At 63.5% G+C, this 26,646-nt stretch carries 27 protein-coding genes; 24 read left to right on the top strand and 3 right to left on the bottom strand.

Features of this window, described 5'->3' with window-relative positions; all coding sequences use genetic code 11:
- Positions 1-473 precede the first annotated feature (473 nt).
- The 7 genes from ACJ8J4_RS15620 (at position 474) to ACJ8J4_RS15590 (ending at position 7,935) form a co-directional block, all read left to right on the top strand.
- Positions 474-2,186: an arylsulfatase gene (locus ACJ8J4_RS15620; protein WP_197821751.1), complete on the top strand. Its 1,713-nt coding sequence runs from the start codon at positions 474-476 to the stop codon at positions 2,184-2,186.
- On the top strand, positions 2,183-3,367 hold the full coding sequence (locus tag ACJ8J4_RS15615) for an anaerobic sulfatase maturase (protein ID WP_049207834.1): 1,185 nt from the start codon (positions 2,183-2,185) through the stop codon (positions 3,365-3,367). Before ACJ8J4_RS15620 ends, ACJ8J4_RS15615 begins: the two co-directional genes overlap by 4 nt.
- 129 nt (positions 3,368-3,496) lie before the next feature.
- Positions 3,497-4,990 (top strand): APC family permease, encoded by a 1,494-nt coding sequence (locus tag ACJ8J4_RS15610; RefSeq protein ID WP_141971123.1) that lies wholly within the window; start codon positions 3,497-3,499, stop codon positions 4,988-4,990.
- Complete coding sequence (locus ACJ8J4_RS15605) at positions 4,965-5,555, top strand: DUF3156 family protein (RefSeq protein WP_197821750.1); 591 nt, start codon at positions 4,965-4,967, stop codon at positions 5,553-5,555. The genes ACJ8J4_RS15610 and ACJ8J4_RS15605 overlap by 26 nt, the downstream gene beginning before the upstream one ends.
- Entirely contained in the window at positions 5,548-6,330 is a 783-nt protein-coding gene (locus ACJ8J4_RS15600) for an SDR family NAD(P)-dependent oxidoreductase (protein ID WP_043136148.1), read from the top strand. The genes ACJ8J4_RS15605 and ACJ8J4_RS15600 overlap by 8 nt, the downstream gene beginning before the upstream one ends.
- A gap of 11 nt (positions 6,331-6,341) precedes the next feature.
- Positions 6,342-7,139 carry a MoaF C-terminal domain-containing protein gene (locus ACJ8J4_RS15595; RefSeq protein ID WP_197821749.1) on the top strand — a complete coding sequence of 266 codons (798 nt, stop codon included), beginning with the start codon at positions 6,342-6,344 and terminating at the stop codon, positions 7,137-7,139.
- 4 nt (positions 7,140-7,143) lie between these two features.
- Entirely contained in the window at positions 7,144-7,935 is a 792-nt protein-coding gene (locus tag ACJ8J4_RS15590; protein WP_025305182.1) for an SDR family oxidoreductase, read from the top strand.
- 56 nt (positions 7,936-7,991) lie between these two features.
- Here ACJ8J4_RS15590 and hpaR read toward each other — a convergent pair whose 3' ends face one another.
- Positions 7,992-8,444, bottom strand: coding sequence for a homoprotocatechuate degradation operon regulator HpaR (gene hpaR / locus ACJ8J4_RS15585; RefSeq protein WP_049204618.1), 453 nt, complete (start codon positions 8,442-8,444; stop codon positions 7,992-7,994).
- A gap of 326 nt (positions 8,445-8,770) precedes the next feature.
- On the opposite strand from hpaR, the gene ACJ8J4_RS15580 reads away from it, so the two are divergent.
- The 11 genes from ACJ8J4_RS15580 (at position 8,771) to hpaC (ending at position 19,430) form a co-directional block, all read left to right on the top strand.
- Entirely contained in the window at positions 8,771-9,403 is a 633-nt protein-coding gene (locus tag ACJ8J4_RS15580) for a fumarylacetoacetate hydrolase family protein (RefSeq protein WP_197821748.1), read from the top strand.
- Positions 9,400-10,164: a fumarylacetoacetate hydrolase family protein gene (locus ACJ8J4_RS15575; RefSeq protein WP_043136132.1), complete on the top strand. Its 765-nt coding sequence runs from the start codon at positions 9,400-9,402 to the stop codon at positions 10,162-10,164. The genes ACJ8J4_RS15580 and ACJ8J4_RS15575 overlap by 4 nt, the downstream gene beginning before the upstream one ends.
- Complete coding sequence (hpaE, locus tag ACJ8J4_RS15570; protein ID WP_025305185.1) at positions 10,161-11,615, top strand: 5-carboxymethyl-2-hydroxymuconate semialdehyde dehydrogenase; 1,455 nt, start codon at positions 10,161-10,163, stop codon at positions 11,613-11,615. The genes ACJ8J4_RS15575 and hpaE overlap by 4 nt, the downstream gene beginning before the upstream one ends.
- 37 nt (positions 11,616-11,652) lie before the next feature.
- Positions 11,653-12,726: a 3,4-dihydroxyphenylacetate 2,3-dioxygenase gene (gene hpaD, locus ACJ8J4_RS15565; protein ID WP_089180517.1), complete on the top strand. Its 1,074-nt coding sequence runs from the start codon at positions 11,653-11,655 to the stop codon at positions 12,724-12,726.
- 50 nt (positions 12,727-12,776) lie between these two features.
- Complete coding sequence (locus tag ACJ8J4_RS15560; protein WP_004933172.1) at positions 12,777-13,163, top strand: 5-carboxymethyl-2-hydroxymuconate Delta-isomerase; 387 nt, start codon at positions 12,777-12,779, stop codon at positions 13,161-13,163.
- Between the two features lie 14 nt (positions 13,164-13,177).
- On the top strand, positions 13,178-13,981 hold the full coding sequence (hpaH, locus tag ACJ8J4_RS15555) for a 2-oxo-hept-4-ene-1,7-dioate hydratase (protein ID WP_049204624.1): 804 nt from the start codon (positions 13,178-13,180) through the stop codon (positions 13,979-13,981).
- Between the two features lie 76 nt (positions 13,982-14,057).
- Complete coding sequence (hpaI, locus tag ACJ8J4_RS15550) at positions 14,058-14,852, top strand: 4-hydroxy-2-oxoheptanedioate aldolase (RefSeq protein ID WP_060448193.1); 795 nt, start codon at positions 14,058-14,060, stop codon at positions 14,850-14,852.
- 3 nt (positions 14,853-14,855) lie between these two features.
- The gene (gene hpaX, locus ACJ8J4_RS15545; RefSeq protein WP_089181649.1) at positions 14,856-16,226 is read left to right on the top strand and encodes a 4-hydroxyphenylacetate permease; all 1,371 of its coding nucleotides are present in this window, start codon (positions 14,856-14,858) and stop codon (positions 16,224-16,226) included.
- A 34-nt stretch (positions 16,227-16,260) separates the two neighbouring features.
- Positions 16,261-17,157 (top strand): 4-hydroxyphenylacetate catabolism regulatory protein HpaA, encoded by an 897-nt coding sequence (gene hpaA, locus ACJ8J4_RS15540; protein WP_004933161.1) that lies wholly within the window; start codon positions 16,261-16,263, stop codon positions 17,155-17,157.
- Positions 17,158-17,335: 178 nt separating this feature from the next.
- Complete coding sequence (gene hpaB, locus ACJ8J4_RS15535) at positions 17,336-18,898, top strand: 4-hydroxyphenylacetate 3-monooxygenase, oxygenase component (protein ID WP_043136111.1); 1,563 nt, start codon at positions 17,336-17,338, stop codon at positions 18,896-18,898.
- Between the two features lie 16 nt (positions 18,899-18,914).
- Entirely contained in the window at positions 18,915-19,430 is a 516-nt protein-coding gene (hpaC, locus tag ACJ8J4_RS15530; protein ID WP_025305188.1) for a 4-hydroxyphenylacetate 3-monooxygenase, reductase component, read from the top strand.
- A 33-nt stretch (positions 19,431-19,463) separates the two neighbouring features.
- Here the strand turns inward: hpaC and ampH are convergent, their stop codons facing one another.
- Together ampH and ACJ8J4_RS15520 are read right to left on the bottom strand one after the other, a co-directional pair.
- Positions 19,464-20,606 (bottom strand): D-alanyl-D-alanine-carboxypeptidase/endopeptidase AmpH, encoded by a 1,143-nt coding sequence (ampH, locus tag ACJ8J4_RS15525; RefSeq protein ID WP_025305189.1) that lies wholly within the window; start codon positions 20,604-20,606, stop codon positions 19,464-19,466.
- Between the two features lie 126 nt (positions 20,607-20,732).
- Positions 20,733-21,491: a FadR/GntR family transcriptional regulator gene (locus ACJ8J4_RS15520; RefSeq protein WP_025305190.1), complete on the bottom strand. Its 759-nt coding sequence runs from the start codon at positions 21,489-21,491 to the stop codon at positions 20,733-20,735.
- Between the two features lie 236 nt (positions 21,492-21,727).
- Between ACJ8J4_RS15520 and ACJ8J4_RS15515 the strand changes: the two genes are divergently transcribed.
- Genes ACJ8J4_RS15515 through ACJ8J4_RS15490 form a run of 6 tightly spaced genes read left to right on the top strand, consistent with a single transcriptional unit; the run spans position 21,728 to position 26,619 of the window.
- Positions 21,728-22,468 carry an SDR family oxidoreductase gene (locus tag ACJ8J4_RS15515; protein ID WP_043136107.1) on the top strand — a complete coding sequence of 247 codons (741 nt, stop codon included), beginning with the start codon at positions 21,728-21,730 and terminating at the stop codon, positions 22,466-22,468.
- Between the two features lie 25 nt (positions 22,469-22,493).
- Complete coding sequence (locus ACJ8J4_RS15510; protein WP_264383794.1) at positions 22,494-23,339, top strand: fumarylacetoacetate hydrolase family protein; 846 nt, start codon at positions 22,494-22,496, stop codon at positions 23,337-23,339.
- Positions 23,340-23,353: 14 nt separating this feature from the next.
- On the top strand, positions 23,354-24,631 hold the full coding sequence (locus tag ACJ8J4_RS15505; RefSeq protein WP_025305193.1) for an L-fuconate dehydratase: 1,278 nt from the start codon (positions 23,354-23,356) through the stop codon (positions 24,629-24,631).
- A 14-nt stretch (positions 24,632-24,645) separates the two neighbouring features.
- Positions 24,646-25,509, top strand: coding sequence for an amidohydrolase family protein (locus tag ACJ8J4_RS15500; RefSeq protein WP_089196494.1), 864 nt, complete (start codon positions 24,646-24,648; stop codon positions 25,507-25,509).
- Entirely contained in the window at positions 25,487-26,263 is a 777-nt protein-coding gene (locus ACJ8J4_RS15495) for an SDR family oxidoreductase (protein WP_043136096.1), read from the top strand. The genes ACJ8J4_RS15500 and ACJ8J4_RS15495 overlap by 23 nt, the downstream gene beginning before the upstream one ends.
- Complete coding sequence (locus tag ACJ8J4_RS15490; RefSeq protein WP_043136092.1) at positions 26,260-26,619, top strand: L-rhamnose mutarotase; 360 nt, start codon at positions 26,260-26,262, stop codon at positions 26,617-26,619. Before ACJ8J4_RS15495 ends, ACJ8J4_RS15490 begins: the two co-directional genes overlap by 4 nt.
- Positions 26,620-26,646 lie beyond the last annotated feature (27 nt).

Raw genomic sequence — 26,646 nt, 5'->3', positions numbered from 1 at the left:
TCCTCCCTTTATCGTTCAATCTGGAGAATGTTGGCGGTCAATATATGAACGATACAAGCATAGTTGTAGCAATTTGGCAACACAATAAAAACATATTAACAACGTGAGGCCGATTGCAATAAAACACATAAATAACAAGATGACACTGCGTTAATCAGGGCTTTTCAGGGCGGATTTTCCGCGATTTTCATTAATAGGTTAATGAAATAATTCGCCGCTTTTCCCGCTGAATTTACAGCGCTTTTCACTGCTTGCCTGGACGAAGCCCTCGCCGCCCTGCGCGTGCTACAACCGGCACGACCGTCGCCGCCCCTCGTTCTTAAGAACGATAGCCAGGCTTTTCCACCGCTTCCTACACTGCGAATTGAAGATAGCGCCAGGCGGCGCCAAACGTATAAGACGAAAAAATGATGACCTTTCTCGGGCTGAGGCGTCGGGTTGTTCAGTCCACATGACCATACGGGGAACGAACGATGCAGAAAAAAACGCTGGTGGTGGCGTTGAGCGGTGCCTTATCGGGCCTGGCTCAGGGGGCGGACGCCGATCGCCCCAATGTGCTGATCATTCTGGTGGACGACATGGGCTATTCCGACATCAGCCCGTTCGGCGGCGAGATACCGACCCCCAACCTGCAGGCGCTGGCCGAACGGGGCGTGCGCATGAGCCAGTACTACACCTCGCCGATGTCGGCGCCGGCGCGGTCGATGCTGATGACCGGCAACACCAATCAGCAGGCCGGCATGGGCGGCATGTGGTGGTATGAGAGCACCGCCGCGCAGCCGGGCTATGAAATGCGGCTGACCGACCGCGTGACCACATTGCCGGAGCGTTTTCGCGACGCGGGTTACGCCACCATGATGGCGGGCAAATGGCACCTGGGCTATGTCGACGGCGCCAAACCGACCGATCGCGGCTTCGAGCGCGCCTTCGCCTTTATGGGCGGCGGCACCAGCCATTTCGACGATGCGAAACCGCTGGGCACCGTGGAGGCGTTCCACACCTTCTACACCCTGAACGGCAAACGCGTGCCGTTGCCCAAAGATTTCTACTCCAGCAAGGCCTATGCCGATCAGCTGGAACAGTGGATCCGCGATACGCCGCAGAATAAGCCCGTCTTCGCCTATCTGGCGTTCACCGCGCCGCACGATCCATTGCAGGCGCCGGATGACTGGATCGCCAAATTCGACGGCAAATACGACGCCGGTTACCAGCAGGCCTATCAGCAGCGCATTCAGCGCCTGAAAGCGCTGGGGTTGATTTCCGATCGCACGCCGATGCCGACGCTGGCGCTGGATAAGGCCTGGAACACGCTGACGCCCGAGCAGCAAAAATATGAAGCCAAGACCATGCAGGTGTACGCGGCGATGATTGCCTATATGGACGATCAGGTCGGCGCGGTGCTGAACACCCTGAAGCAGACCGGCCGCGACCAAAATACGGTGATCGTGTTCGCCACCGACAACGGCGCCAACCCGGCCAGCGGCTTCTACTACGGCTCGAAGCCGGAGTATTGGCGGCAGTTCGACAACAGCTACGCCAACCTCGGCCGCAAGGGATCGTTCATCTCTTACGGGCCGCACTGGGCCAACGTCAGCAATGCGCCGTACGCCAACTACCACAAAACCACCAGCGCACAGGGCGGCATCAATACCGATTTCATCATCTCCGCGCCGCGGCTGAAGGGGCGCGGCGGCATCGACCGCACGCCGATGGCGGTGTATGACATCGCCCCGACGTTGTATGACTATGCCGGCATCGACGCCAACAAACCGCTGAAGGCCAAACCGACGCTGCCGATGGTCGGCGTCAGCTTCAAGCGCTATTTCAGCGGCGAGGCCGACGGCGTGCCGCGCGCGACCTACGGCGTGGAGTTGCATAACCAGGCCGCCTATGTAGACGGCATCTGGAAGCTGCGGCGGTTGGTGAAGGCCGGGCCGACGGCGCAGATGGCACCGTGGGGGCTGTTCAACCTGCATGACGATCCGCTGGAAACGCGCGATCTGGCCGCCGCCAACCCGGAACGGGTCAAACGGCTGAGCGAAGCGTATCGCCGCTTTGCGCAGCAGAGCATGATTATTGAAGCTAAAGGCGCAGCGATCGACTATCTCGGCGTTGACGCCAGCACCGGTGACTACATCGGCCTGGATCCGCAGACCCACAAACCGTTGCCGCAGGCGGCACCATGAACCTGGCCCAGCTGCGTGCGCAGCAGATCCCGGTGGAGAGCGAACCGCGCGCGGCGGCGCCTTTTCATTTGCTGGTGAAGCCGATCGGCGCCGGCTGCAACCTGGGTTGCCGCTACTGCTACTATCCGCAGCGCCAGGAAGAACGGACGCGCAAGATGGACGACGACCTGCTGGCGGAATTTATCCGCAGCTACATCGCCGCCCAGCCGCGTTACAGCCGCGAGATCAACTTCGTCTGGCAGGGCGGTGAGCCGCTGCTGGCGGGGATCGGTTTTTACAAGCGGGCGCTGGCGTTGCAGCGCCGCTATGCGCCGCCGGGCGTGCGGATCAGCAACAGCCTGCAGACCAACGGCACTCTGCTGAACGACGCCTGGTGCCGGCTGTTCCGGCAACATCACTTTATCCTCGGCGTCAGCCTGGACGGCGATCGCGAGGTGCAGGACGCCCACCGGCCGGACAAGCGCGGCGGCGCCAGCTATGACGCCGCGCTGCGCGGCATTGCGTTGTTGCAGCGCCATCAGATCGACTTCAACCTGCTGATGGTGGTGCACGACGGCGTCGCGGATCGCGCCGAGGCGATCTACGATCATGCGGTGGCGATCGGGGCGCGTTATCTGCAGTTTCAGCCGCTGATGCTGGAAGGGGATGCGCCCACCGCCGGTTACGGACTGAGCGCCGCCAACTGGGGGCGCTTTATGCTGGCGGTATATCGCCGCTGGCGCAGCCGCGGGCATATCGGCCAGGTCTTCGTGATGAACATCGAACAGGTCTACGCGCAGTATTTCACCCACGTCAGCCCCAGCTGCGTGCACGCCGAACGCTGCGGCGGCAATCTGGTGATGGAGCCGGACGGGCGGCTTTACGCCTGCGATCATCTGATCAATGCGCAGCATCTGCTCGGCCATGCCGATCGCCACACGCCGCTCGCCACCCTGGCGGCAAGGGCGGCGGAGATGCCGTTCGGTAAAAACAAGAGCCTGCGCCGCGAGTGCCAACGCTGCAGCGTGAAAAGCGTCTGCCAGGGCGGCTGCCCGGCGCATGTGGGCGAAGATCGCTATAACCGGCTGTGTGCCGGTTATTACGCCTTCTTTTCCGCGCTGCTGGCGCCGCTGCGCGCCTACCCGCGCAGCCCGCAGGGGGCGATGCAATGGCGCGCCGCCGTGAGCGCCGCCGCAGGTTGAAACCGTCTCGTTCTTAAGGACGATAGTCAGCATTTTCCTTTCCTCTCTATAGTGAGATTACCGCCGCTGGCGGTGAAAAACCTGCAAGCACCTGCATGCATCAGGCCAAAACTATAAGAGGAAATAACCATGAACCTGTCGTCGCGGTTGCACGCCCACCTGGCTCGAGGCAAGGTCGGCTTTCCCACCACCCTGGCCAGTTCGGTCGGGGTGATCATGGCCAGCCCGGTGATCCTGACGGTCACCAGCGGCTTCGGCATCGGCGGCGACACCTTCGCGCTGGCGATGCTGATCGCCTTCATCATGATGCAGGCGCAGCTCACCACCTTCTCCGAAGCGGCGTCGCTGCTGCCGACCTCCGGTTCGGTTTACGACTACATCTCCTGCGGCATGGGGCGCTTTTTCGCCATCACCGGCGCGCTGTCGGCCTACCTGATCGTGCACATCTTCGCCGGCACCGCCGAGACCATTCTCTCCGGCATCATGGCGCTGGTGAACTTCGAGCACCTCAACACCCTGATGGAAAGCCACAATGCCTCCTGGATGGTCGGCGTCGGGCTGGTAATCGTGTTCGGCCTGCTCAACGCGTTCGGCATCGAGGCCTTCGGCAAGGCGGAGATCGTGCTGACCTTCGCCATGTGGAGCACGCTGGTGATTTTCGGCATCGTCGGACTGCTGTCGCCGCATGCGGTGCCGCTCGAGGGCTGGTTCGGCAGCACGCTGAGCCTGAACGATCCGTTCGCGGTGTTCAGCCTGATCGGCATGGCGATGTTCATGTTCGTCGGCTGTGAGCTGGTGACGCCGATGGCACCGGAGATCAAACGCTGCGATCGGGTGATCCCGCGCGCGATGGCGCTCGGGCTGTGCGGCGTGGCGGTGTGCATGGCGCTGTATGGCGCGGCGCTCAGCCATCAGGTGGAAAACGTGGTGATCGACGCCGCCAGCGGCACGCGCCTGCTGGAAACGCCGATGGCCATCCCGGCGTTCGCCGGCCAGGTGATGGGCCAGTTCGGCAAATACTGGCTCGGCGTCGGCCTGCTGTTGGCGGGCGCGGCGACCATCAACACGCTGATGGCGGCGGTGCCGCGCATTTTGTACGGCATGGCGCTGGACGGCGCGCTGCCGCGCATGTTCGCTTATCTGCACCCGCGCTTTAAAACGCCGGTGGTCGGCATTTTGGTGGCGGTCCTGATCCCCTGCGTACACGCCTTCGCCATTCAGGGCAACCTCGACAGGATCATTCCGCTGGTGCTGGCGGCGGTGTGCGCCTGGGGCGTGGCCTACCTGCTGGTGACCTGTTCGGTGGTGATCCTGCGCGTGCGCCGCCCCGACCTGCCGCGCGCCTATAAATCGCCGTGGTTCCCACTGCCGCAAATCGTTTCCAGCGTCGGCATCGTGCTGGCCATCGTCTACATCACGCCGCCGGGGATGAACCCGAGCGACATCTACATTCCCTTCGGCTGGATGATCGGCCTGACCGCCGCCTATGCGCTGTTCTGGACGCTGTGCGTGCAGAAAGTGAACCCGTTCAAGCCGGTGCCGGTCGAGCAGGTGCTGGAGAACGCATTTGCCAAGGGTGAAAACGAGGAGGCGCAGTTTGATCGGCTTACTTCCCTCACTTAATCGCGCCTGGCGGCGCGCGCCGTCGGGCTATCGGCCGGGCGCCGCGCTGGATCGTCTGGCGCGCAATCTGGAACCCTACGCGTGCGAACGCCTGGCGCCGGGCCTGCTGCGGCTGACGCTGCCGCAGGGGCCGCAGATCGAGATCGGCGAACAGGTGCAGGGGCTGTTTATGGCGCATATCGTCAGCCACCGTTTTCGGTTGCAGGGCGCATGCGCAGCGCAGCCTCCGCTGATGCTGGACGTGGTGACCGGCGGCTGGCTGCGGCGGCGCGGGGTGCGCTATCTGTTGCGCCAACGCCATGCAGCCGCGCAGCGAGTGCTGGAAGGGCTGCAGCGCTACCCGCAGATCGGCGAGACGCTGGCGCAGCTGGATTTTCGCCGCGTGCGGCTGACGGTGAACGACGGGCGCTGGCAGGTGGATATCGAGCATTTTGCCGCGTCGGAGGTGGTCAGCCGTTTGCCGGCCGGCCGCCGCTATCTGCGGCTGGATGCCGAACAGCGGCGGCTGCTGTTGAGCAGCCTGATGATGATCGGCCAACTGATGGAGAAGCTGAATCATGAATAGAGTGGTTGTGATTACCGGCGGCGGCACCGGCGTCGGCGCCGCCTGCGCCCGTCTGCTGGCGGCGCAGGGCGATCGGGTGTTCATCATCGGCCGCCGCCCGGAACCGCTGGCGGCGCTGGCGCAAGAGATCGGCGCGCAGGCGCTGGTGGGCGATGCCGCCAGCGGCGAGAGCTGGAACCACACGCTGCTGCCGGCGATTCTGCGCGACGCCGGGCGCATCGACTGCCTGATCGGCAGCGCCGGCGGCATGGGCTTCAAGCGCATCACCGAGATGACCGACGCGCAGTGGCAAGGGGCGATGGACAGCAACCTCAACAGCGCTTTCGCCAGTGCGCGCGCCTGCCTGCCGGAGCTGATTAAAAGCGGCGGCAACCTGCTGTTCGTGGCCTCGATCGCTTCGCTGGCCGCCGGGCCGGAGGTCTGCGGCTACGTTACCGCCAAACATGCGCTGATCGGGCTGATGCGCTCCATCGCCCGCGACTATGGCCCGCTGGGCGTGCGCGCCAACGCGGTGTGTCCGGGCTGGGTGACCACGCCGATGGCGGACGAAGAGATGCAACTGCTGATGGACGCCCATCAGATTTCGCTGGAGCAGGCCTACCAAATGGTCTGTCGCGACGTACCACTGCGCCGGCCGGCCAGCGCCGAGGAGATCGCCCGCGTCTGCCGTTTCCTCTGTTCCAGCGAAGCTTCAATCATAACCGGCGCGGCGCTGGTGGCCGACGGCGGCTCCACCATCGTCGATGTGCCGACCCTGGCTTTCACTTCCCTGTAAGGAGCATTTCCATGAGTTCAGAAGCGGTATTCATTCAGGTTGGCGCGCTGGCGGAAGGCTTTGCGCCGCACAGCAATACGTTGGAACGCCAGCACGGCCTGGCGGGCACCATGCTGACGCTGCGTTTTAGCGACGGTGCGACGCAGCGCTGTCGGTTTAGCGACGAGCAGACGCTGGAGTGGGGGGAGCGGCGCGGCGTCGCCTATCGCGCGACCAGCATTCGCCCTGGCGTGTTGTTCATCGATTTTCTCGATCCTGCCCGCGCTAACGCCAGCATTACGCTGGTATGCGACCGTAATCAAGGCAACTTCACTGCGGTATACGGCCAACTGCCGGACGAAGCGCAGACACGGCTCGATGCCTTCAGCCGGGTGGAGCAGGGGCTGCCGCTGACCGCGGTTGAGGCCGAATTCCGCTTCGGCACGCTGGACGACGCCGACGCGGCACCGCCGGGCTTTACCGACGAGCTGATCGGCATGCGCAATATGTACACCTACAGCCCGACCGAGCGGTACGAGCACATCTACCTGAACGACAACTTCTACGCCTGGCAGTGTCTGGACGGGGTGGAGAAAGGGCTGGCGGACGTCGATCGCTGCCACTACGTGAAGGTGGCGGAGCAGCTTTATCTGTTCGTCTGGCGCGAGAAGATCATCCCGACGCTGGGCGTGGTGATGATCGATCTGCAGGGCATGCGCACCGACGGCAAGATCCTCGGCTATCAGGGCAGCGATTTCAGCGCGCTGAGCAACTTTGCGGTCGGCGCCCACGCTCAGGTGCTGAACACCACGCACCACCCGCGAGGATAGGCCGATGAGCGCAACCTATGCGGCTGATGCCTTCGCGGGGCAGACGGTGCTGGTGACTGGCGGCGCTCAGGGCATTGGGCTGGCGATCGTCAGCGCCTTTGCCCGGCTGGGCGCCGAGGTGACGATCGCGGACGTACAGCTGCCGCAGGCGCAGGCGGCGGCGCAAACGCTGCGGGACGAAGGGCTGAGCGTACAGGCGCTGGCCTGCGATCTGGCCGAGCCGGGGCAGATTGCCGAGTTGGTGGCGGCGGTGGGCGAGCGGCACCAACGGCTGGACGTGGTGATCCACAACGCCGCCTATTTTCCGCTGACGCCGTTCGCCGCCATCGACGCGGCCCTGTTGCAACGCACGCTGAGCGTCAATCTGATGGCGCCGTTCTTTCTGGCGCAGGCGGCGCTGCCGTGGATGCGCCACCGGGGCGGGGGCTGCATTCTGGTGACCTCGTCGGTGACCGGCCCGCGGGTAGCCTACCCGGGGCTGGCGCACTATGCCGCCTCCAAGGCCGGGGTGAACGGGTTTATTCGCGCGGCGGCGCTGGAGCTGGCGGCGGAGAACATTCGCGTCAACGGCGTGGAGCCGGGGATGATCCGCACGCCGGCGATGGCCAACCTGGGCGACGCGCAGGTGAATCAGGCGATTGCCGCCTCAGTGCCGCTCGGGCGGCTGGGGGAACCGGCAGACATCGCCGCGGCGATGGTGTTTCTCGCCTCGCCGGCGGCGGCCTACATCACCGGCCAGACGCTGGTGGTGGACGGCGGCGCGCTGTTGCCGGAAACGAATTCTCTGCTTACTTGACGCTGCAGCGTTGTTGGCTGCAACGCCAATTAATTTGAGCATTCCGGTTGGTTAAATCACTGCTTGGCGGGATGCGCGGCGACGTTGGCAGGCAGGCTGTCACCCAGGGTGATCAGCTCGTCCAGCAACGTCATCAGCTGGTCCATTTTCTGCCGCGAGAAAGCGGCTTCAATCTCGGCGTAGCCCTGTTCCACCTGGTGGCGCGCCACTTCATACAGATCCTGGCCCTGCTGGGTCAGCGACACGTACAGCTTGCGCTGATCGTTAACCGGCTTGAGGCGGAAGATCAGCTTATCACGCTCCATGCGCGACAGAATGCCGGTCAGGCTGGGGCGCAGGATGCAGGTTTCCGCCGCCAGTTCGTGGAATTCGATCGAACGGCTGTTGGCCAGCACGCGGATGATGCGCCACTGCTGCTCGGTCAGGTTGTGGCTTTTCAGGATCGGGCGAAAGAACCCCATGGCGGTTTCGCGCGCCTGCAGCAGGGCGATGGTTAACGATTCATGCATAAGTTTGGCCTTAGCTATCAAGGTGTTCGTTGTCACGGCGCTTACCGCAGGGCTGTTACCCCGCCAGGCCCGATTTTGTTAATAACTTAATAGTAGCCAAAGTTACCCGCAGGGATAAAGCAAAAATGCGCGGGGCAGCGAAAAATGGCGATAAAAATGATTAATACGCTGAATAATCACGCTAATGTTCGTTGTTTGTGAATATTTTGTTATCACGATCACAAATCACTCCAAGCGCGTTGCGTAAAAGCTGCACAGCGTATAAAAGTAATCATTAATATATTAATGAATGCCGGTTGTCATGTTTTGCCATTGGAGGAGTTCGCATGAAAGGCACCGTATTTTCCGTTGCGCTGAACCACCGCAGCCAACTGGACGCCTGGGATCAGGCGTTTCACCAGCCACCGTATCAAACCCCGCCCAAAACCCCGGTGTGGTTTATCAAACCGCGCAACACCCACCTCGCCAACGGCGGGGCGATCCCGTTTCCGGCCGGTGAAACCGTGCAAAGCGGCGGCACGCTGGCGGTGATCATCGGCGATACCGTGCGCAAGGTGCCGGCGGCGCAGGTGAGCCGTTATCTGGCCGGTTACGCGCTGGCCAACGACGTCAGCCTGCCGGAAAGCAGCTTCTACCGCCCGGCGATCAAGGCCAAATGCCGCGACGGGTTCTGCCCGCTGGGGGAGATTGGCCTGCTGGAGAATGCCGATCGGCTGGAGATCGTCACCGAGATCAACGGCGTGGAGCAGGACCGCTGGTCCACCGCCGATCTGGTGCGCTCGGTGCCGGAGCTGATCGCCGCCATCAGCGACTTCATCACTCTGCAGCCGGGCGATGCGGTGCTGATCGGCACCCCGCACCAGCGGGTGGAGATCACACCGGGGGATGAGGTGACGGTGCGCGCCGCCGGCCTGCCCACTCTCACCAACCGCGTCACCCAGGCAGGAGCCGCATCATGAAACATGCCCGTATTCGCCATCATGGCCAGATCGTCAACGTTCAGGTGGACGACCAGCTGCGCGTCACGCTGCCGAACGGCGAGGTGCTGCAGGAGCGCGAAGTGGAATGGCTGCCGCCGGCGCAGGGCACGGTGTTCGCCCTGGGGCTGAACTATGCCGACCACGCCAGCGAGCTGGAATTCAAGGCGCCGGAAGAGCCGCTGGTGTTCCTCAAGGCGCCGAACACCCTGACCGGCCACCGTCAGGTGTCGGTACGCCCGGCCGGCGTGGAGTATATGCATTACGAAGCCGAGCTGGTGGCGGTGATCGGCAAGACCGCGCGCAACGTCAGCCGTGAGCACGCCATGGAGTACGTGGCGGGTTACACCTTGTGCAACGACTACGCCATCCGCGATTACCTGGAGAACTACTACCGGCCGAATCTGCGGGTGAAGAGCCGCGATACCCTAACGCCGATCGGGCCGTACATCGTCGATCGCGACGACGTCGCCGATCCGCACCGGCTGGCGCTCAGCACCTATGTCAACGGTGAGCTGCGTCAGCGCGGCAGCACCGCCGACATGATTTTCGACATTCCGTTCCTGATCGCCTACCTGAGCGAATTCATGACGCTGCAGCCGGGCGACATGATCGCCACCGGCACGCCGAAAGGGCTGGCCGACGTGCAGCCGGGCGATGAAGTGGTGGTGGAGATCGAAGGCATCGGCCGTTTGGTTAACCACATTATCAGTGAAAAAGATTACGAGGAAAGCCTGCGATGAAAACCATCAACCACTGGATTAACGGCAAGAACGTCGCCAGCAAAGAGTATTTCACCACCACCAACCCGGCGAACGGCGAGGTGCTGGCGGAAGTGGCCTCCGGCGGCCAGTTGGAGATAGACCAGGCGGTGGCCGCGGCGAAAGAGGCGTTCCCCAAGTGGGCGAATACGCCGATGAAAGAGCGCGCGCGCCTGATGCGCCGTTTGGGTGAACTGATCGACCAGAACGTGCCGCAGATCGCCGAAATGGAAACCGCCGATACCGGTCTGCCTATCCATCAGACCAAAAACGTGCTGATCCCGCGCGCCTCGCACAACTTCGAATTCTTCGCCGAGGTGTGCCAGCAGATGAACGGCAAGACCTACCCGGTGGACGACAAGATGCTCAACTACACGCTGGTGCAGCCGGTGGGGGTATGCGCGCTGGTGTCGCCGTGGAACGTGCCGTTCATGACCGCCACCTGGAAAACCGCGCCTTGCCTGGCGCTGGGCAACACGGCGGTGCTGAAGATGTCCGAACTGTCGCCGCTGACCGCCGATCGCCTGGGCGAGCTGGCGCTGGAAGCCGGCATTCCGGCCGGGGTGCTGAACGTGGTGCAGGGCTACGGCGCCACCGCCGGCGACGCATTGGTGCGCCATAAAGACGTGCGCGCGGTTTCCTTCACCGGCGGCACCGCCACCGGCCGGCGCATCATCGAAAGCGCCGGGCTGAAGAAATTCTCCATGGAGCTCGGCGGCAAGTCGCCGGTGCTGATCTTTGAAGACGCCGACATCGAGCGGGCGCTCGACGCCGCGCTGTTCACCATCTTCTCGATCAACGGCGAACGCTGCACCGCCGGTTCACGCATCTTCATTCAGGAGAGCATCTACCCGGAATTCGTCAAACGTTTCGCCGAGCGCGCCAACCGTCTGCGCGTCGGCGATCCGCAAGATCCCAACACCCAGGTGGGCGCGTTGATCAGCCCGCAGCACTGGGAAAAAGTCTCCGGCTATATCCGCCTCGGGGTGGAGGAAGGGGCGACCCTGTTGGCCGGCGGCCCGGATAAACCGGCCGGCTTGAGCCACGGCAACTTCCTGCGCCCGACGGTGCTGGCGGATGTCGACAACCGGATGCGCGTGGCGCAGGAGGAGATCTTCGGGCCGGTGGCCTGCCTGCTGCCGTTCAAATCAGAAGAAGACGGCCTGCGCATGGCCAACGACGTGGAGTACGGCCTGGCGTCGTACATCTGGACGCAGGATGTGAGCAAGGTTCTGCGCCTGGCCCGCGGCATTGAAGCGGGCATGGTTTTCGTCAACACCCAAAACGTACGCGATCTGCGCCAACCGTTCGGCGGCGTGAAAGCCTCCGGCACCGGCCGCGAAGGCGGGGAATACAGCTTCGAAGTGTTCGCCGAGATGAAGAACGTGTGCATTTCCATGGGTGATCACCCGATCCCGAAATGGGGCGTTTGAGCCTCAGGCCACAATAATAACGAAAGAGATGAGAACAATGACGACAAAACTTACCACTGATGCTGTCCCTGCTCCCGACGTCGTGCGCTGTGCCTACATGGAAATTCAGGTCACGAACCTTAAAGCCGCACGCGAATTTTACGTCGATATCCTCGGCCTGGTCGTGACCGCCGAAGAGGATAAAACCCTCTACCTGCGTTCGATGGAGGAGTTTATTCACCATAACCTGGTGCTGCGCGAAGGCCCGGTCGCCGCCGTGGCGGCGTTTGCTTTCCGCGTGCGCACGCCGGAAGACGTCGACCGCGCCGAAGCGTATTTCAAGGCGCTTGGCTGCCGCACCGAGCGTCGGGTGAACGGGTTCGCCAAAGGCATCGGCGATGCGGTGCGGGTAGAGGATCCGCTCGGTTTTCCGTATGAGTTTTTCTACGACGTGCAGCACGTCGAGCGTCTGGCCTGGCGCTACGATCTGTATACGCCGGGCGCGCTGGTGCGCCTCGACCACTTTAACCAAATCACCCCTGACGTGCCGCGCGCCGTGGAATACATCCAGGGGCTGGGCTTCCGCGTGACGGAAGACATCCGCGATGAAGACGGCGTGGTTTACGCCGCCTGGATGCGCCGCAAGGCGACGGTGCACGATACCGCGATGACCGGCGGCGCCGGGCCGCGCATGCACCACATCGCCTTCGCCACCCATGAAAAGCACAATATTTTGGCCATCTGCGACAAGCTCGGCGCGCTGCGCAAATCCGATTTGATCGAACGCGGCCCCGGCCGCCACGGTGTCTCCAACGCGTTCTATCTCTACCTGCGCGATCCCGATGGCCACCGCGTGGAAATCTACACGCAGGATTACTACACCGGCGATCCGGACAACCCGACCGTGACCTGGGACGTGCATGACAACCAGCGCCGCGACTGGTGGGGCAATCCGGTGGTGCCGAGCTGGTACACCGAAGGATCGCTGGTGCTGGATCTCGATGGGCAGCCGCAGCCGGTCATCGAGCGCAGTGCGCCCAGCGAAATGGCCGTCACCATCGGCGCAGACGGTTTTTCCTATACCCGCGAGGGCGATACGGAAAAAGGTTTCAAACTTGGCAATACGCTGTAAATGCCGCTGCGCGGGCCTTGCCCGCGCCTATGCGCCGTCTGGAGAACGCTATGCCCCATTTTTACGCTGAATGTACCGACAACATCCGCCGCGAGGCGGATTTGCCCACCCTGTTCGCCAAGGTCAACGAGGCGCTGGCGGCGACCGGCATCTTCCCGCTGGCCGGCGTGCGCAGCCGCGCCATCTGGCTCGATACCTGGCAGATGGCCGACGGCAAGCAGGATTACGCCTTCGTGCACATGACGCTGAAGATCGGCCACGGCCGCAGTCTGGAAAGCCGGCAGCAGGTGGGCGAGATGCTGTTTGCGCTGATCAAGGAACACTTTGCCGCGCTGATGGCGCAGCGTTACCTGGCGCTCTCTTTCACCATGGAAGAGCTGGATCCGGTGCTGAATTACAAACAGAACAATGTCCACGCGCTGTTCAACAAGGCGTGAATAAGGGGTCGTAAATGCTGGATAAAGAGCAGGTTAACCGCGCCGTGCAGCGCCTGCATCAGGCGGAAAAGAGTCGTGAGCAGATCCGCGCGCTGTCGCTCGATCATCCCGAGATCACCATTGAAGACGCCTATGCCATTCAGCGGCAGTGGGTGGCGCTGAAGATCGCCGAGGGGCGCACGCTCAAAGGCCACAAGATCGGCCTGACGTCGCGCGCCATGCAGGTGAGCTCGCAGATCACCGAGCCGGACTACGGCGCGCTGCTGGACGACATGTTCTTCAACGACGGCAGCGACATTCCGATCGACCGCTTTATCGTGCCGCGGGTGGAGGTGGAACTGGCGTTCGTGCTGGCCAAGCCGCTGCGCGGGCCGAACTGCACGCTGTTCGACGTCTACAACGCCACCGACTACGTCATTCCGGCGCTGGAGATCATCGACGCGCGCAGCCACAACGTCGATCCCGAGACGCAGCGGCCGCGCAAGGTGTTCGACACCATCTCCGACAACGCCGCCAACGCCGGGGTGGTGATGGGCGGGCGGCCAATCAAGCCGGATGCGCTGGATCTGCGCTGGATCTCCGCGCTGCTGTACCGCAACGGCGTGATTGAAGAGTCCGGCGTGGCGGCGGCGGTGCTCAATCATCCGGCCAACGGTGTGGCCTGGCTGGCCAACAAGCTGGCGCCGTATGAGGTGGAGCTGGAAGCGGGGCAGGTGATCCTCGGCGGTTCCTTCACCCGGCCGGTGCCGGCGCGGCGCGGCGATACTTTCCACGTCGATTACGGCCCGATGGGCTGCATCAGCTGCCGCTTCGTCTAATAAGCCGGCTCGGCGAACCGGGCCGCAATAATCGGGCGGGGGCCACGCGTCGCGCCCGCTTGTCAGGGAGAATGCGATGTTAACCAACCACTTCAAGCGAGCGCTGCAGGAAAAACGCCCGCAGATCGGGCTGTGGCTCGGGCTGTGCAGCAGCTACAGCGCCGAGCTGCTGGCCGGCGCCGGTTTCGACTGGCTGCTGATCGACGGCGAACATGCGCCCAACAACGTGCAAACGGTGCTGGGGCAGCTGCAGGCGGTCGCGCCTTACCCGAGCCAGCCGGTGGTGCGCCCGCCGTGGAACGACGCGGTGATCATCAAGCAACTGCTGGACGTCGGCGCGCAAACCTTATTGATCCCGATGATTCAGAATGCCGAACAGGCGCGCGACGCGGTGCGCACCACGCGCTATCCGCCGCACGGCGTGCGCGGCGTCGGCAGCGCCTTGGCGCGCGCCTCACGCTGGAACCGGGTGCCCGATTACCTGCAGCAGGCCGATGAGCAGATGTGCGTGCTGGTGCAAATTGAAACCCGCGAAGCGGTGAAAAACCTCGACGCCATTTTGCAGGTGGAAGGGGTGGACGGCGTGTTTATCGGCCCGGCGGATCTCAGCGCCGACATGGGCTTTGCCGGTAATCCGCAGCACCCGGAGGTGCAGCGCACCATCGACGACGCCATCGCGCGTATCCGCGCCGCCGGCAAGGCGCCGGGCATTTTGATGGCCAACAAGGTACTGGCGCAGCGCTATCTGGAGGCCGGCGCGCTGTTCGTTGCGGTGGGGGTGGATACCACCCTGCTGGCGCGGGCGGCGGAAGCCCTGGCGGACGAGTTCAAACAGGGCGGGGCGCAAGCGCCTTCATCGGGAGTCTACTGAACCATGAACCACGTCGATTCGCTGCCGCCGGCCAACCCGGCGCAGCAACATAAAGCGTTAACCGCCGCCGAGCAATCGGTGATTAAAAAGTTGTTTCGGCGCCTGATCATTTTCCTGTTCGTGTTGTTTGTTTTCTCTTTCCTCGATCGTATCAACATCGGCTTCGCCGGGCTGACGATGGGCAAAGATCTCGGCCTCAGCTCGACCATGTTCGGGCTGGCGGCGACGTTGTTCTATGTCACCTACGTGATCTTTGGCATACCGAGCAACATGATGCTGAGCCGGGTCGGTGCGCGGCGCTGGATCGCCACCATCATGGTGCTGTGGGGCATTGCCTCCACCTGCACCATGTTCGCTACCGGGCCGACCAGTCTGTACGTGCTGCGCATGATTGTCGGCATCACCGAGGCCGGCTTCCTGCCGGGCATTCTGGTGTACCTCACCTACTGGTTCCCGGCGTTTTACCGCGCCCGCGCCAACGCGCTGTTCATGATCGCCATGCCGGTGACCATGGCGATCGGCTCGCTGGTCTCCGGCTATATCCTGGCGCTGGACGGGGTGATGAACCTGAAGGGCTGGCAGTGGCTGTTCCTGCTGGAAGGCATTCCATCGGTGCTGCTGGGCGTGGTGGTGTGGTTCTATCTCGACGACACCCCGGCCAAGGCCAAGTGGCTGACCGACGAGGAAAAAGCCAGCCTGCAGGCGATGATGGAGGCCGACAAGCTGCAGCTGGTGCAGCCCAACGGGCCGAGCAGCCACCGCGCGCTGCAGCAGCGCAGCCTGTGGCGTGAGATCTGCACGCCGATTGTGCTGATGTACACGCTGGCCTATTTCTGCCTGACCAACACCCTGAGCGCGATCAACATCTGGACGCCGCAGATCCTGCAGAGCTTCAACCAGGGCAGCAGCAACGTGACGATCGGCATTCTGGCGGCGATCCCGCAGATCTGCACCATCGCCGGCATGGTGTGGTGGAGCAAACGATCCGACAGGCTGCAGGAGCGCAAGCATCACACCGCGCTGCCGTACCTGTTCGCCGCCGCCGGCTGGCTGTTGGCGTCCGCCACCGATCACAGCCTGATCCAGCTGCTCGGGATCGTGATGGCCTCGGTCGGCTCCTTTACCGCCATGGCGATCTTCTGGACCACGCCGGATCAGTCGATCAGCCTGGAAGCGCGGGCGGTGGGGATCGCGGTGATCAACGCCACCGGCAACATCGGATCGGCGCTCAGCCCGCTGCTGATCGGCTGGTTCAAGGACATGACCGGCAGCTTCAACTCCGGGCTGTATTTCGTTTCGGCGCTGTTGATCGTCGGCGCCGTGCTGGTGTGGCGCATTCCGATGAAGGATTCGCGCCCGAGAGCGACGCCTTGATGCGCAAGTGGGCATGATTGCAGGAGGTCATGAGGTGCGGAAAAGTACCGGCTTTATCGCCAACATCGATATTTGCAAAGAGTATGACGCGCGCTACGCCGCCGACGAGGTGCACTACGAAACCTTCGCCGGGCTGGCGGCATTCTTCGGCCGCGACATGCAGGTGCACTGGCACGACTGCTTCTTCCAGGTGCATTTCCTGGAGACCGGCAAGATAGAGTTGCAGCTCGACGATCAGCACTATTCGGTGCAGGCGCCGCTGTTCATCCTCACGCCGCCGTCGGTGCCGCATGCGTTCTTCACCGAACCGGACAGCGACGGCCACGTGCTGACGGTGCGCCAGGAGCTGATTTGGCCGCTGCTGGAGCGCCTGTACCCCGGCAGCAACCTGGCGCTGGACATGCCGGGCATCTGCCTGTCGCTGGCCGATGCGCCGCAGGAGCTGACGGCGCTCAGCCACTACTGGGCGCTGATCCGCCGCGAGTTCGCGCAGAACCTGGCCGGGCGCGAACAGACGCTGGCGCTGTTGGCGCAGGCGGTGTTCACGCTGCTGCTGCGCAACACCGCGCTGGAAGACAGCGCCAACAGCGGCGTGCGCGGCGAACTGCAGCTGTTTCAACGGTTTAACAAGATGGTGGACGAGCGTTTTCGCGAGCATCTGCCGGTGCCGGAGTATGCGCAGGCGTTGGGGGTGACTGAATCGCGGCTCAACGACCTGTGTCGGCGCTTCGCCAACCGGCCGCCCAAACGGCTGATTTTCGATCGGCTGCTGCGCGAGGCCAAGCGCATGCTGCTGTTCAGCGCCTGCACGGTGCATGAAACCGCTTACAGCCTCGGCTTCAAGGATCCGGCCTATTTCGCCCGTTTTTTCAATCGGCTGGAAGGCTGTTCCCCCTCGACCTACCGCGCGGCGCAACACGCCCTTTCGTAACCGCGATCACAGTTTGCCGCGAAAGCGGCAAACTGACCTGAAAAGTACCGGCGATTGCCGCAAAAGTCTCTTCTCGAAACCGGCTTTGGCAGCTTCAATTAAGCAACCAAAAGAAAACATTATTTTAACAAATGGCCGACTCCACGGCCTGAAAAATGCCGATGACGAGGAAGACCCGATGAAACCAGAAGACTTTCGTGCCGACAGCAAACGCCCGTTCACCGGCGCCGAATACCTGAAAAGTTTGCAGGATAGCCGCGAAATCTACATTTACGGCGAACGCGTAAAAGACGTCACCACCCACCCGGCGTTCCGCAATGCGGCGGCGTCGGTCGGCCAGCTGTACGACGCGCTGCACGATCCGGCCAGCCAGGATCGCCTGTGCTGGAATACCGACACCGGCAACGGCGGCTATACCCACAAATTCTTCCGCTACGCCCGCAGCCCGGAAGAGATGCGCCAGCAGCGTGACGCCATCGCCGACTGGTCACGCCAAAGCTACGGCTGGATGGGGCGCACGCCGGATTATAAGGCGGCCTTCGGCTGCGCGCTGGGCGCTTATCCGGAGTTCTACGGCCAGTTCGCCGATAACGCGCGCCACTGGTACAAACGCATTCAGGAAACCGGGCTCTATTTCAACCACGCCATCGTCAACCCGCCGATCGATCGTCATAAGCCGGTCAATGAGGTGAAGGACGTCTACATTCAGGTGGAGAAAGAAACTGACGCCGGCATCGTGGTCAGCGGCGCCAAAGTGGTGGCTACCAACTCGGCGTTGACCCACTACAACTTCATCGGCTTCGGTTCGGCGCAGGTGATGGGCGATAATCCGGACTTCGCGCTGATGTTCGTGGCGCCGATGGACGCCGAAGGAGTGAAGCTGATTTCGCGCGCCTCCTACGAGCTGGTGGCCGGCGCCACCGGATCGCCGTTTGACTATCCGCTCACCAGCCGCTTCGACGAGAACGACGCGATCCTGATCATGGATCATGTGCTGATCCCGTGGGAAAACGTGCTGATCTACCGCGATTTCGACCGCTGCCGCCGCTGGAGCACCCAGGGCGGTTTCGCCCGGCTGTTCCCGCTGCAGGCCTGCGTGCGCCTGGCGGTGAAGATGGATTTCATCACCGCGCTGTTGCAAAAGAGCCTCTCGTGCACCGGCGTGCTGGAGTTCCGCGGCGTGCAGGCCGATCTGGGCGAAGTGGTGGCCTGGCGCAACCTGTTCTGGTCGCTGAGCGACGCGATGTGCGCCGAAGCCACGCAATGGGAAAACGGCGCCTACCTGCCGGATTCCGCCGCGCTGCAAACCTACCGCGTGATGGCGCCGATGGCCTACACCAAGGTGAAACACATCATCGAGAAGAACGTCACCAGCGGCCTGATCTACCTGCCGTCCAGCGTGCGCGACATGAACAACCCGGAGATCGACAAGTACCTGGCGCGCTACGTGCGCGGATCGGACGGCATGGATCACGTCGAGCGCATCAAGATCCTCAAGCTGATGTGGGACGCGATCGGCAGTGAGTTCGGCGGGCGCCACGAGCTGTATGAGATCAACTACGCCGGCAGCCAGGATGAGATCCGCCTGCAGTGCCTGCGCCATGCGCAGGGATCCGGCAATATGGATCGCATGATGCAGATGGTCGACAAGTGCCTGGCCGATTACGATCAGCACGGCTGGAAGGTGCCGCACCTGCGGAACAATGACGATATTAATCAGTTGGATAATCTGCTGAAGTAATTCAGGAGGAGGTTGTATGTCTCAGGAAAATGAACAGCGGCTGCGCTTTCGCGACGCCATGGCCAGCCTGTCGGCGGCGGTGAATATCGTCACCACTGACGGCCCGGCGGGGCGCTGCGGCATCACCGCCACGGCGGTGTGCTCGGTAACCGATACGCCGCCGACGCTGCTGGTGTGCATCAACCGCAACAGCGCGATGAACCCGGTGTTTCAGGAAAACCGCAGGCTGTGCGTCAACGTGCTCAACCACGAGCAGGAGCTGATGGCGCGCCACTTCGCCGGCATGACCGGCGTCAGCATGGAAGATCGTTTCCGGCTGGAAGAGTGGCAGCTCGGCGCACTGGGGCAGCCGGTGCTGCGCAATACCCTGGCCAGCCTGGAAGGGGAAATCGAGCAGATCCAGAGCATCGGTACCCACCAGATGTACCTGGTGCAGATCAAGCAGATCGCGTTGAGCGAAGCCGGCAACGGCCTGATCTACTTCAAGCGCAACTTCCATCCGGTGATCCATCAGATGGCGGTGCTGGCCTGAGACGTGGGGGCGCAGCAGGCTGCGCCCCGCATATCAACTCTTGTTGGCCGCCAGATCGCTCACCAGGCGGTTGACCGGATCGCTCATGTTGGTGAACTTGCTCAGCTCCGAGCGGGTCACCACCACGAACACCCCGACATTTTTCGCCGGGATCATCGCCATGTAGGTAATGAATCCGCCGCCGCCGCCGGTCTTCTGAATGATGCCCGGCAGCCCGTCCTTCGGCGCCATATACACCCAGCCCAATCCTAATGCATCCGCTTGCCCCGGCACGTCCATGCCCTTCAGCGACACCAGATCGTGGCGCTGGAAGTACATGGTTTGTTCGCTGGCAGCGGTGGCTTTGCGCGGGCCGCTGGCGCTGGAGGAGAGGAACTGCTGCATCCAGCGCTGCATGTCGCGCGGGGTGGAGTAGACGCCGCCGCTGCCGGCCGCGGCGGTGGTGTCGCGGCAGGCGCTCGGGCCGGCCGCCGCCACCATCAGGCGCGAACACTGTTCAGGGCTCGGCGTCAGCGTGGTATCCACCATGCCGAGCGGCGCGGTGATTTTCTCTTTCAGCAGCGCGTTATAAGGCTTGCCCGCGGCGCGCGACAGCGCATCGGCCAGCAGATCGTACGCCAGGTTGGAATACGCGGCGTGCACGCCCGGCGGCGTCGTGATGTTGGCATGCGCCAGCCACTGCCAGCGCTGGGCCTTGGTCGGCCAGGTGAACACCGGCGTTTTCGGCGGCTTCTTGCCCGGCTGCTCGCGCGGCAGCGCGCTGGTGTGAGTGGCCAGGTTCAATAAGGTGATCGGCTGGCCGGCGTTGTAAGCCGGCACATAGGCGCCTTTGGGGGCGTACTTGCGCAGCGGATCGGTCAGTTTGACCTGGCCTGCCGCCGCCATTTTTACCATCACTTCGCTGGTCATCAGCTTGGTGATCGACGCGATGCGGATCAGCGAATCCGGGCGCGGGCGCAGGTTGTTGCCGGGCTTGGTGTCGCCGAAGCTGCGGTTAACCACCTGATTGCCGTCGATCACCACCAGCGCCATGCCGGTGGCGCCGCTGTTGTAGAAAATATGTTCGGCATACTGGTCGACGATTTGCGAAGCCAGCTGCGGGGGCGCGGCCTGCACGGCCAGCGGCGCGGCGCACAGGCCCAGCGCCAGCAATAAAGCGGAGACAGAGTTCTTCAACGGTCGTTATCCATTTAACAATGCAGCGGGGAAAGGGCTTATTCGTCGCCCAGTGTAATGCCCCCAGGCCCCGGCTGCATGTAGAAAAAAGAGCGGTGGCGATAAAATTTTTTCACCGCCGGCGGCCTACTGCGCGCGGGCGAAAATGGCGATCACTTCGTCCAGGTGCGCCTTCATCGCCTTGCGGGCGCCGCGCACGTCGCGCGCTTCGATCGCCGCCAGGATCGCCCGGTGTTCCAGCTCGGAGCGGTGCGGCATGTCGTCCGGCGTATAGTGGCGCTGCAGCACGCGGAACATGCTGCCGTAACGGTGGCCGAGCAGGTGGCCGATGATGAACGCATAGGCCGGGTTGCCGCTGGCCTGGGCGATGCGGATGTGGAACAGCCGATCGCCGGGGTGGGTGGCGGAACCGGCGCGGTTATCGCGGCAGTTCTGTTCATAGGCGGCGCGGATACCCGCCAGCTCTTCGTCGGTGGCGTGGCGCGCGGCCAGCGCGGCGGTCTCCGGTTCGATCAGCAGGCGGGTTTGCAGCAGAGAAAACGGCGGCAACTCGGCGTTGAAATCCAGCTCGATGTTCAGTTCGTCGTCGATCTCCGCCCACTGGTTTCGGCCGGCTTGGGCCATCACCGGCTCCTGCGACGGCGCCAGCGGCGTTGGCGAGCGCACGATCACCCCGTTGCCGACCTTGACGTCTACCAGGCCGATCACTTCCAGCGCGATCAGCGCCTCGCGCACCGACGCGCGGCTGACCTGCAATTGCTGGGCGAGATCGCGCTCCGAGGGCAGACGGCTGCCCGGCGGAAATTCGTTATTTTCGATCAGACGTTTGAGTTGGTCAGCTATCTGTCTGTAAATTCTTGGGTTTTCCAGTCGGGTAATCGGCATTTTTGACCTTTGACGATTCGGCGTTCAGTGATTTGGCGCACAATTATGCGATAAGGCGCTTGAGTAATCGTTATTCAAGTGTAAAAAAATGGTTAATTGAAATGCGGTTTCAAGGCTGTTTTTATTAACTTCTTCCCCCAACGATAACGCGTAAAGCGTCTTTTGTCATGTTAGAGGCCTGACCTTTAACCGCCTTTAGTGGCCTGACCATTAGACCTTTAGGCCGGGGAGTCAAGATGGATTTAACCGGGAAACGCGTACTGATCACCGCCGCCGGGCAAGGGATCGGATTCACCACCGCCAGGCTGTTCGCCGCCGCCGGCGCTGAAGTGATCGCCAGCGACATCAACCTCGAGCGCCTGCAGGGCTCCGCCGGGATCCGCGCGCTGACGCTGAACGTCACCGATCCGGCCGCCATCGCGGCGGCGGCGGAAGCGATCGGCCCGATCGACGTGCTGTTCAACTGCGCCGGCGTGGTGCACAGCGGATCGATCCTCGACTGCAGCGAAGATCAGTGGGCGTTCGCGCTCGATCTCAACGTCACCGCGATGTTCCGCATGATCCGCGCCTTCCTGCCGGGCATGTTGGCGCGCGGCAAAGGCTCGATCATCAACATGTCTTCGGTGGCCTCGAGCGTGAAAGGGGTGCCGAACCGCTTCGCCTACAGCGCCAGCAAGGCGGCGGTGATCGGCCTAACGCGCTCGGTGGCGGCGGATTACGTCACCCAGGGCATCCGCTGCAACGCCATTTGCCCCGGCACGGTGGAATCGCCGTCGCTGCGCCAGCGCATCGCCGAGCAGGCGCGCGAACAGGGGCGCAGCGAGCAAGAGGTGTATCAGGCGTTCGTCGCCCGTCAGCCGATCGGGCGCATCGGCACCACCGAGGAAATCGCCCAATTGGCGCTGTATCTGGCCTCCGACGCCAGCTCGTACACCACCGGCACGGTGCAGATCATCGACGGTGGCTGGAGCAACTGAGCTGCCAGTTTTGAGAGAGGAACGCATGAAACTTTTACGTTATGGGGAACCCGGGCAAGAGCGCCCCGGCATGTTGGATGAGCAGGGCCGCCTGCGCGATCTGTCGCAGCATATCGCCGACGTGGGCGGCGCCGCGTTATCGCCGGCGTCGCTCGCCAAACTGCGCGCGCTGGACAGCGCCGCGTTGCCGCTGGTCGAGGGGCAGCCGCGTCTCGGCGCCTGCGTCGGCGGCATCGGCAAGTTCATCTGCATCGGCCTGAATTACGCCGATCACGCGGCGGAGACCGGTGCGGCCATTCCTGAGGAACCGGTGGTGTTCAACAAATGGACCAGCGCGGTGGTCGGCCCCTATGACCGGGTGGAGATCCCGCGCGGATCGCAGAAAACCGACTGGGAAGTGGAGCTGGGCGTGGTGATCGGCCTGGGCGGGCGCTACATCAGCGAAGCAGACGCGATGCGCCACGTCGCCGGTTATTGCGTGATCAACGACGTCTCAGAACGCGAGTATCAAATTGAGCGCGGCGGCACTTGGGACAAGGGCAAAGGCTGCGACACCTTTGGGCCGATCGGCCCCTGGCTGGTGACCGCCGACGAAATCGCCGATCCGCACAGCCTGAACCTGTGGCTGGAGGTGGACGGCAAGCGCTATCAGGACGGCAACACCAGCACCATGATCTTCCGCATTCCACAGATCGTCAGCTACCTCAGCCGCTTTATGAGCCTGCAGCCGGGCGACGTGATCTCCACCGGCACGCCGCCGGGCGTCGGCATGGGGCAGAAACCGCAGCCCATCTACCTGCGGGCGGGCCAGACGATGCGTCTGGGCATTGAAGGGCTGGGCGAACAGCGCCAGCAAACCATACAGGCTTAACCGGGAGCGCCGCCATGACCACCATTACCGCACTGCGGGTTGAAGACATTCGTTTCCCCACGTCGCTGGGGCTGGACGGATCCGACGCCATGAATCCGGATCCCGACTATTCCGCCGCCTACGTGATCCTGGAGACCGATCGCGCGGATCTCAGCGGCCACGGACTGACGTTCACCATCGGCCGCGGCAACGAGATCTGCTGCGCGGCGATCCGCGCGCTGGAGCATCAGATCGTCGGTGAGCGGCTGGAGACGATCGCCGCCGATATGGGCGCCTTCTGGCGGCGCTTCACCAGCGACAGCCAGCTGCGCTGGATCGGGCCGGACAAAGGTGCCATTCACCTGGCGACCGGCGCGGTGGTCAACGCGGTGTGGGATCTGTGGGCCAAATCGGTCGGCAAACCGGTGTGGCGGCTGGTGGCAGAGATGACGCCGGAGGAACTGGTACGCTGCATCGACTTCCGTTACATCACCGACTGCATCACGCCGCAGGAAGCGCTGGCGCTGCTGAAACAGCGGGCCGAGGGCAAAGAACGGCGCCTGGAGCGGCTGCTGCAGGAGGGGTATCCCTGTTACACCACCTCCGCCGGCTGGCTGGGCTACCCGGACGACAAGCTGCGCCGCCTGTGCCAGGAAGCGGTCGACGCCGGTTTCTCCTACCTGAAGCTGAAGGTCGGGCGCGATCTGGAAGACGACATCCGCCGGGTGCGCATCGCCCGCGAGGTGATCGGCCCAGATCGCCGGCTGATGATCGACGCCAACCAGGTGTGGGAAGTGGACGAAGCCATTCCGTGGGTGAAGCATCTGGCGTTCGCCAAACCCTGGTTTATCGAAGAGCCGACCAGCCCGGACGACGTGGAAGGGCATCGCCGCATCCGCGAAGGGGTGGCGCCGGTCAAGGTGGCCACCGGTGAGATGTGTCAGAACCGCATCATGTTCAAGCAGTTCATCATGCGCGGCGCGGTAGACGTGGTGCAGATCGACGCCTGCCGTCTCGGCGGCGTCAACGAAGTGCTGGCGGTGATGCTGATGGCGGCCAAATACCAGCTGCCGGTCTGCCCGCACGCTGGCGGCGTCGGGCTGTGCGAGTACGTGCAGCACCTGTCGATGATCGACTACCTGTGCATCGCCGGCACCCACGAAGGCCGGGTGATCGAGTACGTCGATCATTTGCATGAACACTTTGTCGATCCCTGCGTGATCAACGGCGCGGCCTACATGCCGCCGAGCCGTCCCGGCTATTCGATCGAGATGCATCCGTCGTCGATCGAGCAGTATCGGTTCCGCGGGTGAGGCGGGAGGATCGCATGCCGCGCATCGACGCGCATCAGCACTACTGGCGCTATCACCCACGGCACTACCCGTGGATCGACGAGCGGATGCGGGTGCTGCGGCAGGATTTCGATCCGCCCCGGCTGCGGCCGCTGTTGCAGGAACACGGTTTCGACGGCGCGCTGGCGGTGCAGGCGCGCCCCAGCGAGGACGAGACGCTGACCCTGCTGGCGCTGGCTGAGCAGAGCGAGGGCGTATGCGGCGTGGTGGGCTGGCTGGATATCGCCGCGCCGCAGCTGGCGCAGCGCCTGGAGGCCTTGCGGCCTTACAGCGCGCTGCGCGGGGTGCGCCATCAGGTGCAGGACGAAGCGGATCCGGCGGCCTGGTTGGCGCGGCCGGAGGTGGAACGCGGCATGCAAACGCTGCAGCGCGCCGGGTATGTGTACGAGATCCTGGTGACGCATCGGCATCTGGCGGCCGCGGCGGCGTTCGCCGCCCGCCATGACGAACACTGGCTGGTGCTGGATCACCTCGGCAAGCCGGACATCGCGCGCGGCGTGCGGCACTGGGCGCAGCAAATCCGGCCGCTGGCGGCGCTGCCGCACGTGGCCTGCAAGCTATCGGGGCTGATCACCGAGGCGCCGGGCGGCCGGTGGCGGGCGGAAGAACTGCTGCCGTTCTTCGACGCCGCGCTGGAGGCGTTCGGCCCGGAGCGGCTGATGTTCGGCTCCGACTGGCCGGTGTGCCTGCTGGCCGGCGACTACCGCCAGGTGGTGCAACTGTGCGAACGGGCGCTGTCGACGCTGGGGGCCGCCGAGCAGGCGGCGATTTGGGGCGGCACCGCCTGGCGAATTTACGGTTTAACGGAGTCTGGTTATGGATCTGTATCTGCAAGATAAGGTGGTGCTGGTCACCGGCGGCGGTGCCGGCATCGGCGCGGCGATTGCTCATGTGCTGGCCGAGGAGGGGGCGATCCCGGTGCTGGTCACCAACGCCGCGCCGGAGGCGGCGCTGCTGGCCGATTTGCAGCGGCTGCAGCCGCGCACCGAGGTGATCCTCACCGAATTGTGCGACGAGGCGGCCTGCCGCCGGGCGGTCAGCCAGACGCTGGCGACCTTCGGCCGCATCGACGGACTGGTGAACAACGCCGGGGTCAATGACGGCGTCGGGCTGGAGGCGGGGCGTGAAGCGTTCGTCGGCTCGCTGGAGAAGAACTTGGTGCACTACTACCTGATGGCGCACCTGTGCCAGGCGGCGCTGCAGGAAAGCCGGGGCGCCATCGTCAACATCGCCTCTAAGACCGCGCTCAGCGGGCAGGGGGGCACCAGCGGCTACACCGCCGCCAAGGGCGCGGTGCTGGCGCTGACGCGCGAATGGGCGGTGTCGCTGCGCCATGACGGGGTGCGGGTGAACGCGGTAGTGCCGGCGGAGGTGATCACCCCGCAGTACCAGCGCTGGCTCAACACCTTCGCCGAGCCGCAGCGGCAGATGGAGAAAATCACCGCGCGCATTCCGCTCGGGCAGCGCATGACTACGCCGCAGGAGATCGCCGATACCGTGGCGTTTCTGCTGTCGTCGCGGTCATCGCATACCACCGGGCAGTGGCTATCGGTGGACGGCGGCTACCTGCATCTCGATCGGGCGCTGACGTGAGCGGCGCGGCGGCAGGGCGGCGCCGTTTCTGCCAGGCGCTCGATCTGATTGACTCACCGGCGCTGATTGCGGAGTACCAGCAGCATCATCAGCGCATCTGGCCGGGCATCGCCGCGCATTTGCGCAAGCACGGCATTCTGGACATGGAGATTTACCGGTTGGGCACCCGGCTGTTCATGATCGTGGAGGTCAGCGCCGATTTTGACGCCGCGCGTTTTGACGCCGCCAGCCTGAACAACCCCGAAGTACAGCGATGGGAAGCGCTGATGTGGCACTACCAGGCCGCCACCCCCTGGACGCCGCAGGGCGAAAAATGGGTGGAAATGGCGCGGATTTTCTCTCTGCAACAGCAATAACGCCAACATCATCATCGCCAGACGATA

Source organism: Serratia sp. CY47280, from assembly GCF_052168655.1.
GTDB classification, from domain to species: Bacteria; Pseudomonadota; Gammaproteobacteria; order Enterobacterales; family Enterobacteriaceae; genus Serratia; species Serratia bockelmannii.
This window is presented reverse-complemented; position numbering and strand designations above follow the sequence as displayed.

Coding starts and splice junctions, on each gene's coding strand:
- ACJ8J4_RS15560 (WP_004933172.1), top strand. CDS start 12,777: ATGCCCCATTTTTACGCTGAATGTACCGACAACATCCGCCGCGAGGCG.
- hpaD (WP_089180517.1), top strand. CDS start 11,653: ATGACGACAAAACTTACCACTGATGCTGTCCCTGCTCCCGACGTCGTG.
- hpaH (WP_049204624.1), top strand. CDS start 13,178: ATGCTGGATAAAGAGCAGGTTAACCGCGCCGTGCAGCGCCTGCATCAG.
- ACJ8J4_RS15580 (WP_197821748.1), top strand. CDS start 8,771: ATGAAAGGCACCGTATTTTCCGTTGCGCTGAACCACCGCAGCCAACTG.
- ACJ8J4_RS15510 (WP_264383794.1), top strand. CDS start 22,494: ATGAAACTTTTACGTTATGGGGAACCCGGGCAAGAGCGCCCCGGCATG.
- hpaR (WP_049204618.1), bottom strand. CDS start 8,444: ATGCATGAATCGTTAACCATCGCCCTGCTGCAGGCGCGCGAAACCGCC.
- ACJ8J4_RS15495 (WP_043136096.1), top strand. CDS start 25,487: ATGGATCTGTATCTGCAAGATAAGGTGGTGCTGGTCACCGGCGGCGGT.
- hpaC (WP_025305188.1), top strand. CDS start 18,915: ATGTCTCAGGAAAATGAACAGCGGCTGCGCTTTCGCGACGCCATGGCC.
- ACJ8J4_RS15590 (WP_025305182.1), top strand. CDS start 7,144: ATGAGCGCAACCTATGCGGCTGATGCCTTCGCGGGGCAGACGGTGCTG.
- ACJ8J4_RS15595 (WP_197821749.1), top strand. CDS start 6,342: ATGAGTTCAGAAGCGGTATTCATTCAGGTTGGCGCGCTGGCGGAAGGC.
- ACJ8J4_RS15515 (WP_043136107.1), top strand. CDS start 21,728: ATGGATTTAACCGGGAAACGCGTACTGATCACCGCCGCCGGGCAAGGG.
- ACJ8J4_RS15505 (WP_025305193.1), top strand. CDS start 23,354: ATGACCACCATTACCGCACTGCGGGTTGAAGACATTCGTTTCCCCACG.
- ACJ8J4_RS15610 (WP_141971123.1), top strand. CDS start 3,497: ATGAACCTGTCGTCGCGGTTGCACGCCCACCTGGCTCGAGGCAAGGTC.
- hpaX (WP_089181649.1), top strand. CDS start 14,856: ATGAACCACGTCGATTCGCTGCCGCCGGCCAACCCGGCGCAGCAACAT.
- ACJ8J4_RS15575 (WP_043136132.1), top strand. CDS start 9,400: ATGAAACATGCCCGTATTCGCCATCATGGCCAGATCGTCAACGTTCAG.
- hpaB (WP_043136111.1), top strand. CDS start 17,336: ATGAAACCAGAAGACTTTCGTGCCGACAGCAAACGCCCGTTCACCGGC.
- ACJ8J4_RS15600 (WP_043136148.1), top strand. CDS start 5,548: ATGAATAGAGTGGTTGTGATTACCGGCGGCGGCACCGGCGTCGGCGCC.
- ACJ8J4_RS15620 (WP_197821751.1), top strand. CDS start 474: ATGCAGAAAAAAACGCTGGTGGTGGCGTTGAGCGGTGCCTTATCGGGC.
- ACJ8J4_RS15615 (WP_049207834.1), top strand. CDS start 2,183: ATGAACCTGGCCCAGCTGCGTGCGCAGCAGATCCCGGTGGAGAGCGAA.
- hpaI (WP_060448193.1), top strand. CDS start 14,058: ATGTTAACCAACCACTTCAAGCGAGCGCTGCAGGAAAAACGCCCGCAG.
- ACJ8J4_RS15500 (WP_089196494.1), top strand. CDS start 24,646: ATGCCGCGCATCGACGCGCATCAGCACTACTGGCGCTATCACCCACGG.
- ACJ8J4_RS15520 (WP_025305190.1), bottom strand. CDS start 21,491: ATGCCGATTACCCGACTGGAAAACCCAAGAATTTACAGACAGATAGCT.
- hpaE (WP_025305185.1), top strand. CDS start 10,161: ATGAAAACCATCAACCACTGGATTAACGGCAAGAACGTCGCCAGCAAA.